Annotated in this window: 4 protein-coding genes; all 4 read left to right on the top strand. The window is 62.2% G+C overall.

Annotation, left to right across the window (positions count from 1 at the left end; genetic code table 11):
* Positions 1 to 66 precede the first annotated feature (66 nt).
* The gene (locus QZ511_RS16180; RefSeq protein WP_295804031.1) at positions 67 to 1,098 is read left to right on the top strand and encodes a cupin-like domain-containing protein; all 1,032 of its coding nucleotides are present in this window, start codon (positions 67 to 69) and stop codon (positions 1,096 to 1,098) included.
* 11 nt (positions 1,099 to 1,109) lie between these two features.
* Entirely contained in the window at positions 1,110 to 2,678 is a 1,569-nt protein-coding gene (locus QZ511_RS16175) for a tryptophan halogenase family protein (RefSeq protein ID WP_295804028.1), read from the top strand.
* 84 nt (positions 2,679 to 2,762) lie between these two features.
* A complete protein-coding gene (locus tag QZ511_RS16170; protein WP_295804025.1) occupies positions 2,763 to 3,812 on the top strand; it encodes a LacI family DNA-binding transcriptional regulator in 1,050 nt (349 codons plus the stop codon).
* A 572-nt stretch (positions 3,813 to 4,384) separates the two neighbouring features.
* Positions 4,385 to 5,275 (top strand): hypothetical protein, encoded by an 891-nt coding sequence (locus tag QZ511_RS16165; protein WP_295804024.1) that lies wholly within the window; start codon positions 4,385 to 4,387, stop codon positions 5,273 to 5,275.
* The last annotated feature ends 117 nt before the right edge of the window (positions 5,276 to 5,392 follow it).

Genomic DNA, 5,392 nt, shown 5'->3' with positions numbered 1-5,392 from the left:
CCGTCTGATAGATGCAAAGAACCTGAATGAAAAAAACCGCCGCGCCGCTGGCGCGTGAGGTGTACCGTGAAAACCCCGTATATCGAAACTGCCGGCCTTGCGAGTACTGATGAAGCCCAGGGGATAACGCCTGAAAACATGCTGGCATCTGTGGCCGGCGTTACCCGTCCACTGGTGTTGCGCGGTTATTGCGACCATTTCCCCGCAGTGCAGGCCGCGAAAGTGTCTCCGCGCGCGATGGTCGATTACCTGCTGAGTCAGTACAGCGGGCATCCCGTCAATGGCTGTTACGGCAGCGCGGATGCGGGCGGTCGGGTTTTCTACAACGATGATCTGAGCGGATTCAATTTCGAGACCCGGCGGGTGCCATTGGATGCGCTGCTGGAGGAGATTCTCGTCCACGCCGACGGGGAAAACCCGCCCATGCGCTATATGCCATCGAGCGAAGTCTCCTACTGGTTTCCGGAGTTTGCCGCAGTCAACGACGCCGGGGTAAACAGTGTCTCCCCCATGGGGTCGCTGTGGCTGGGGAATAAAGTCCGTGTGGCTGCGCACTATGACTTTCCCAACAATCTCGCGTGCAATATTGCCGGCAAGCGTCGATTCACGTTATTGCCGCCGGATCAGATCGGCAACCTCTATCCGGGCCCGCTGGACTTTGCCCCCGGCGGCCAGGAAATCAGTCTGGTGGATTTTTACCATCCGGACTTTGCGCGTTTTCCGCGGTTTCGCGATGCACTGGAAAATGCACAGACTGCGGAACTGGAAGCAGGGGACGCGCTGTATATTCCCGGCATGTGGTGGCACCATGTCGAAAGCCTGGACACCCTGAACGTCCTGTACACCCACTGGTGGCGGGATTCCGAGGCGTATATGGGGCGCCCCACCAACGCGTTACTGCACGCGATTCTGGGGTTGCGAAACCTCCCTGTACATCAGCGCCAGGCATGGAAAGCACTGTTCGATTACTACATTTTTGACGATCCGCAGAAGCCCCGCGCGCACCTGCCGGAGCACGCCTGGGATACCCTGGGGCCGCTGGATGAAACCGCCGCGCGCCGCCTGCGTGCAATGTTGCTGAACAAACTGAACCGCTAACCGGAGGCCGTATGCACACCAAAGAAAATTCTGCTGCAAGCGACGGCATGCACTCCGGAAAAAAATACCGCGTGGTGATCGCCGGCGGCGGTACCGCCGGCTGGGTCGCCGCCGCGGCGCTGTCGAAAAAACTCGGGGCGCTGGTGGATATCACCTTGGTGGAGTCGGAGGCCATCGGTACCGTCGGTGTCGGCGAGGCGACCATTCCACCCATGCGGGTTTTCCACCAGTTGCTGGGTATCGACGAGCGGGAATTCATGCGCGCGACTTCCGCCACTTTCAAGCTCGGCATCGAGTTCGAAAACTGGGGGCAGCAGGGCGAGCGCTATATCCATGCCTTCGGCAAGAATGGCCGCGAGAGCTGGCTGGCGGAGTTCCACCATTTCTGGCTGCGCGGACTGGAGCGGGGCATCGATACCGGTATTGGCGATTACTGCTTGGAATTGCAGGCGGCGGAGCAGGGGCGCTTCGGCATCGGCCCGAATTCGAATATCAATTACGCCTACCACCTGGATGCGGGGCTCTATGCAAAATTCCTGCGCAGCTTCAGTGAAAAACTGGGGGTGCAGCGGGTTGAGGGCAAGATCGCGGGTGTCGAGCAGGACAAGGACAGCGGCCATATCGAAGCGCTGCGGCTGGAGAGCGGCCAGTGCATCGCGGGCGATCTGTTTATCGACTGCACCGGTTTTCGCGGCCTGTTGATCGAGCAGACCCTGCACAGCGGGTACGAGGACTGGTCCCACTGGCTGCCCTGCGACAGCGCGGTTGCGCTGCAGACCGAATCCACTGGCGCCATGGCCCCCTACACCCGCTCCATGGCCCGGGAGTCCGGTTGGCAGTGGCGCATCCCCCTGCAGCACCGCACCGGCAACGGCCTGGTGTATTGCAGCGGGCATCTTTCCGATGACGATGCGCGCGCGCAGTTGCTGGAAAACCTTGCCGGCAAGCCGCTGACCGACCCGCGCCTGATCCGCTTCCGCACCGGGCGCCGGCGCAAGGCGTGGCACAAGAACTGTATTGCGCTGGGGCTGGCGAGTGGGTTTATCGAACCGCTGGAGTCCACCAGTATCCACCTGGTGATCACGGGGGTCACGCGCCTGTTGCAGAATTTCCCTGTCGACGGGATTTCACCGGCGACGGTGGATTACTACAACCGCGAAACCCGCGCCGAGCTGGAAAAAATCCGTGATTTCATCGTCCTGCACTACCACCTGACCCGGCGCAACGACAGCGCCTTCTGGCGCTACTGCGCCGATATGGAAATACCGCAGACACTGCGCGAGCGCATGGATCTGTTCCGTGAGTCCGGCCGCGCCTACCAGGCGGAGGGCGAACTGTTCCGGGTGGATTCCTGGGTGCAGGTGATGATCGGCCAGGGACTGATGCCCCGGTCCCACCACCCGCTGCCGAACATGATGTCGGATCGGGAGCTGCAGGGCTTTCTCGCCGGCCTGCGGGAAAATATCCAGCGCGCGGTGGCGCAACTGCCGGCGCACGAGGCGTTTGTGCGGGACTATTGTCCGATGGCCAGGGCGGGGAGTGGTATGGAAGCCGGTGCGGCGGAAAGCCTGGCGAAGTGATTGTGTCGGCGGGGGAGGTTGCTTCCGCCGGCGCTTTGGTTAGATGATTGGCCGCCAGACGTGACCTTTCGGATCCAGTAAACCGTGAAACAGAGACAGAGCCGGCGCCAGGGCAGTGGCCCCACCATCGCCGATGTGGCCCGCAAGGCGGGCGTGTCGCCGATGACCGTGTCCCGGGTAATCAACGGCGAAGACAATGTGCGGGCGAAAACCCGCGAGACCGTCAACGCTGCCATCAAGGCCCTGGGCTATACCCCCAACAGCGCCGCGCGCAGCCTGGCCGGCGCTGCCCAGATCAAGGTGGGGTTGCTGCACAGCAACCTCAGCGCCTCCTACCTGAGTGCCTTCCTGATCGGCGCACTGGAGCAGTCCAGCCGCTACAACGTGCAGCTGGTGGTGGAGCACTGCGACGCGCAGTTGAATGCCGATGCGGTCACCGCGCGCATGCTGGACGGCGGCGTCGAGGCCATGCTGCTGCCGCCGCCGCTGTCGGACCTGCCGGCGGTGCTCGATGTGCTGGAAGCCAGTGACACCCCCGCGGTACTCATCGCGTCCGAACAGCCCCGCAACAATATCTCGGTAGTCAAGATCGACGATTACCAGGCCGCCTATGAGATGACCCGGCACATCGCGTCCCTGGGGCACCGTCGCATTGCCTTTATCACCGGCGACCGCGGCCAGCAGGTGAGCCAGCGCCGCCTCGAGGGCTACCGACAGGCGCTGAAGGATTCGTCCCTGGTGGCGGACAGCGCACTGGAAGTGGAGGGGCTGTTTACCTACCGCTCCGGGCTCAATGCCACCGAACAGCTGCTGTCCCTGGACAACCCGCCCACGGCCATTTTTGCCAGCAATGATGAAATGGCCGCCGCGGCCATCTCCGTGGCCCAGCGCCGCGGGCTGGATGTGCCGAAGGACCTGACCGTCTGTGGCTACGATGACACCGCTCTCGCCACCACTATCTGGCCCGAACTCACCACGATTCACCAGCCGGTCATGGATATGTCCCGGGCGGCGGTGGATCTGCTGGTGAAAAAGGTCCGCGCGCGCCGCGCCGGCGAGGCGGAAAGCGGCCAGCAGGTCCAGCTGGATTTCACCCTGATCCGCCGCCGCTCAGACGCGCCGCCGCGTCCATAAGAGGCTGGGCTATCTGCGAAGGCGACGATACCGGGGGCAGCCTTGCGAGACCTTCCGCGAGAGGGACCTCGCGGAAGAGCCCCCAGGGATGGGTTTACGGCGTGTCTCGCAAGGCTGCCCCCGGTATCGTCGCCGCCACAAATGCTGCTCTCAGAGCCCTGTTCCCGAACCTCAAATTACAAGCAAAAAAAAGCCGGCTTGGGGGCCGGCTTCAATATTACATACGATGAGAGGTTACCATGTACAACGCAGATCCAAGGGGGAATCTGCTAACTTGGATGTACCACATCGCCAGAAGTTCCTCGCTTCCGTGAAAAATCTTGAAAAATTTGTCAAAAGTGCGAATTTTGGCGCGAAACTTCCCATTGGCGGCCGCCAGTGGTAGCTTTTTCCGTTTGTGGTGAACCAGTAGTAGTCCGTTTATTGATAGGCGGCACAAAATTCAACAAAAGAGGATGCGTGGGTAAACCCCGAATCAGTGCGCGCATCCAATCCATAACAATACTAGAGGTTCCTACTCCTGCGGCTCTCACTGCGATCGAGGCGCGCGGGGTATACCACGGGGAGCAAAAATGGCCGATCTGGTAATACTGGCGGCACCGGGAATGGGCGCAGTGGAAGAGGGGTTTGCTGATCCGCTGTTCGACCACCTTAAATCCGCCCTGGGGCAGGACTGGTCCCGCATCCATGCCGACACCCTGCTGTGCCAGGGGCATCTCCAGCACAATCTCGAGCGGACGTTCGAGGCCATGCAGAAGCGCGACATGGACTACCTGCGCGCGCGCAAATTCATGCTGTACGGCCTGTCCGAGACCGCGGCACAGCTGAGCGACGTCGACCAGCGCGACGGCAACTACGAGAAGACCCAGCAGGCGGTGTACCAGACCCTCGAGCGCGCCGCCAAGGCCGCGGGCGATACCGCCCCGGTCATCCTGCTCACCCACTCCATCGGCTGCAACATCCTCTCCAACTACCTGTGGGACGCCCAGCGACCGATCATCAACCACGGCATCTGGCGCGACGGTGGCCCCAAGGGCGTGCACAAAGGCTCTGCCAAAGACCTGTTCCTGCGCGGCAAAACCCTCGCGCACTGGTACACCCTCGGCCCCAGTATCCCCCTGTGGACCGCCGCCATGCCCCGGGACCAGATCCAGGCCGTCACCTCGGACACCCGCGGCTACAACTTCCGCTGGAAAAACTTCTACCACCCCGACGACCTGTTCGGCTGGCCCCTCAAACCCCTCAGCCCCTCCTACAACCAGGCCGTCTACCGCGACTACGAAACCCGCCCGCTGGCGGACTGGAGCGCGGCCAGCTGGGGCCCGCAACTGGTGGCCCACGACGGCTACTGGGACAGCAAAATGGTGCGGGACAACCTGCTGGAGGACCTGAGGGAGCTGTTGAAGAAGAACACCACAAGGCGTTCCAGCCCGCTGCAGCGGGCTACAGCCGCGGCGATATAGCGCGTTACTTGATAAGCCACACCGAACCTTCCGCGAAGGTGGCGATGGCGGGGGCCAACTTCCGAGACCTTCGAAAACAGGGATGTTTTCGCAGAGCCCCCAGGGATGGGTTGAGGG

Source organism: uncultured Microbulbifer sp. (assembly GCF_913055755.1).
GTDB lineage: Bacteria > Pseudomonadota > Gammaproteobacteria > Pseudomonadales > Cellvibrionaceae > Microbulbifer.
Note: the sequence above shows the minus strand (reverse complement) of the source record. Positions and strands in the feature narration are given on the sequence as shown.